Raw genomic sequence first — 3666 nt, 5'->3', positions numbered from 1 at the left:
CGTGAGCGAAGTGACGAACCGGTTCGATGGCTACGCGGCGGTACTGCGGGAGCACGCATCCGCGGGTTCGCTGGTTGACTGGCTGGAGACCGGGCGCTCCGGCGGTTAGGTGTTGCGGATCAGAGCCGCACCGGATACAGGGCTTCGCGATGGGCTGCCTTCCTTTCTGGATGGCGGCCCTTTTTGCGTCTGGCGCACAGAGGCGAGAAACATTGGACAACTGCCTGTTTAGCCCTTACGCAATCGTGCATAGGCACCGCTGCTCGCGATTCCCGTGCCGGGAAATGCCTCGTTCCTGTCTCGTCCAAATTCGAACTCGTCATATTTCGTTTTATTGCTCACCCATCAAGAATAGAGGTAGAGCAGCATTCTTGCGACTGCCATGTCGCCATTTTCTATCTATACGCTGGCCAGGTGGACCAGCATACGCACTTAAAGAGGCACTACTATGAGTACCAGTTCAGTGAAGCTTGCCGTTGTCGACGGCAGCACCATCAAGCAGACTGTTGAATTGCGCGGGTCCGCGCAAGGCGCTCCCGTTCGTGTAAGCGCCATCAAAGGTGGCAAATTCATTCTGGCCGAGAGCAAGACCGGCCACGGCCCCGAAAACATTACCGTGCGACGCTCCGGCAAGAATCTTCTGGTCAGCCTGGAAGGGGCGGAGCTGGACCAGCCGCAACTGATCATTGAGGACTTCTACGGCAATGAAGGCGAGCTGGTCGGCCTGGGTGAAGACGGGTCGTATCACGAATATATCGCTGCGGACGGCGAGGATGATCATGAGGCCGCTTTTCTTGTGGATGGCGCGGACTCGCCTCTGGTTCTGGGTGCGGCGCAACTGAACGGTTTCGGCGCGAATCTCGTCGCCGCGCCGGGTGTCGGTCTGGTGGGCTTCGGCCTCCTGGGCCTGGGTGCGCTTGCCGCGCTGGGTGCGGGGATTGCTGCCGCGAGCGGTGGTGGTAATGGCGGCAGCGCTCCTGCTGTAGTGGATGAACAGACGCCGCCGGGTGCAGTTGACGACGATACGGATGCGGACGCTGATGCGGATGCGGATGCGGATGCGGATGCGGATGCGGATGCGGACGCGGATGCCGATGCTGACGCGGATGCTGACGCGGATGCTGACGCGGATGCTGACGCGGATGCTGACGCGGACGCTGATGCTGATGCGGATGCGGATGCGGATGCTGACGCCGATGCGGATGCTGACGCCGATGCCGATGCGGATGCGGATGCGGATGCCGATGCGGATGCTGATGCTGATGCGGATGCGGATGCTGACGCTGATGCCGATGCGGACGCTGATGCCGATGCGGACGCTGATGCTGATGCTGATGCTGATGCCGATGCGGATGCGGATGCGGATGCGGATGCGGATGCGGATGCGGATGCCGATGCCGATGCCGATGCCGATGCCGATGCCGATGCCGATGCCGATGCCGATGCCGATGCCGATGCGGATGCAGATGCCGATGCGGATGCCGATGCCGATGCGGATGCGGATGCCGATGCCGACACGGATGCCGATGCCGATGCCGATGCCGATGCCGACACGGATGCGGATGCTGATGCTGATGCTGACGCCGATGCGGACGCTGATGCTGACGCCGATGCGGACGCCGATGCGGACGCCGATGCGGACGCCGATGCGGATGCTGATGCTGATGCGGATGCGGATGCGGATGCGGATGCGGATGCGGATGCTGATGCCGACGCGGATGCGGATGCTGACGCTGACGCCGATGCGGATGCGGATGCGGATGCGGATGCTGACGCCGATGCGGATGCGGATGCTGACGCCGATGCGGATGCGGATGCGGATGCGGATGCTGACGCCGATGCGGATGCTGACGCGGATGCGGATGCCGATGCTGATGCTGATGCGGATGCGGATGCGGATGCGGATGCGGATGCGGATGCGGATGCGGATGCGGATGCGGATGCGGATGCGGATGCCGATGCGGATGCTGACGCTGACGCTGATGCCGATGCCGATGCCGATGCCGATGCGGACGCTGATGCCGATGCGGACGCTGATGCTGATGCTGATGCCGATGCCGATGCCGATGCCGATGCCGATGCCGATGCGGATGCCGATGCGGATGCGGATGCGGATGCCGATGCCGATGCCGATGCCGATGCGGATGCCGACACGGATGCGGATGCTGATGCTGATGCGGACGCTGATGCTGACGCCGATGCTGATGCTGATGCTGACGCCGATGCGGACGCTGATGCTGACGCTGATGCTGACGCCGATGCGGATGCTGATGCTGATGCTGATGCTGATGCGGATGCGGATGCGGATGCGGATGCCGATGCTGATGCTGATGCTGATGCTGATGCTGATGCGGATGCTGATGCGGATGCGGATGCGGATGCGGATGCGGATGCGGATGCTGACGCTGACGCTGATGCGGATGCTGACGCTGATGCTGACGCTGATGCTGATGCTGACGCTGATGCGGATGCGGATGCGGATGCGGATGCGGATGCGGATGCGGATGCGGATGCGGATGCGGATGCGGATGCGGATGCTGATGCTGATGCGGATGCTGACGCCGATGCGGACGCGGACGCGGATGCGGATGCGGATGCCGATGCGGATGCGGATGCCGATGCGGATGCCGATGCCGATGCCGATGCCGATGCCGATGCCGATGCCGATGCCGACACGGATGCGGATGCTGATGCTGACGCCGATGCGGACGCTGATGCTGACGCCGATGCGGACGCTGATGCGGATGCTGATGCGGATGCGGATGCTGATGCGGATGCGGATGCGGATGCTGATGCTGATGCCGATGCCGATGCTGATGCCGATGCGGATGCGGATGCGGATGCGGATGCGGATGCGGATGCGGATGCCGATGCCGATGCGGACGCTGACGCCGATGCGGATGCCGATGCGGATGCCGATGCCGATGCGGACGCTGACGCCGATGCGGACGCGGATGCGGATGCGGATGCCGATGCCGATGCCGATGCCGATGCCGATGCCGATGCCGATGCCGATGCCGATGCCGACACGGATGCGGATGCTGATGCTGACGCTGATGCTGACGCTGATGCTGACGCCGATGCGGATGCTGATGCTGACGCCGATGCGGACGCTGATGCTGACGCCGATGCGGATGCGGATGCGGATGCGGATGCGGATGCCGATGCTGATGCCGATGCCGATGCCGATGCCGATGCCGATGCCGATGCTGATGCCGATGCCGATGCCGATGCCGATGCCGATGCTGACGCGGATGCCGATGCGGATGCGGATGCGGATGCGGATGCGGATGCGGATGCGGATGCGGATGCCGATGCGGATGCCGATGCCGATGCCGACACGGATGCGGATGCTGATGCGGATGTTGATGCGCCGGACCAGCCGGTCATTGGCGAAGTGATTGACGACGAAGGTCCGATCCAGGGACCGGTGGGCAATGGCGAGAGCACGGACGACACGACGCCGACGCTGGTGGGCAAGGGCGAACCGGGCGACACGATCGTCGTGATCGACAACGGCACGCCGATTGGCGAGACGCAGGTCGACGAGGACGGCAACTGGAGCTTCACGCCTGATACGCCGCTGGACGAAGGCGAGCACGAGTTCACGGTGGTGGAGCGTGATCCCGCGGGCAACGAAAGCAGGCCGTCGGAGCCGCACGTGGT

General features: G+C 63.5%; 1 protein-coding gene. It reads right to left on the bottom strand.

Annotated features, from left to right (window positions below):
• Nucleotides 1-460: 460 nt before the first annotated feature.
• The gene (locus F6X37_RS35360; RefSeq protein WP_187614620.1) at nt 461-3601 is read right to left on the bottom strand and encodes a hypothetical protein; all 3141 of its coding nucleotides are present in this window, start codon (nt 3599-3601) and stop codon (nt 461-463) included.
• Nucleotides 3602-3666 lie beyond the last annotated feature (65 nt).

Source organism: Paraburkholderia sp. 31.1, assembly GCF_014397645.1.
Classification (GTDB): Bacteria; Pseudomonadota; Gammaproteobacteria; order Burkholderiales; family Burkholderiaceae; genus Paraburkholderia; species Paraburkholderia tuberum.
The sequence above is the reverse complement of the archived record's forward strand: the minus strand, read 5'-3'. Positions and strand labels throughout refer to the sequence as shown.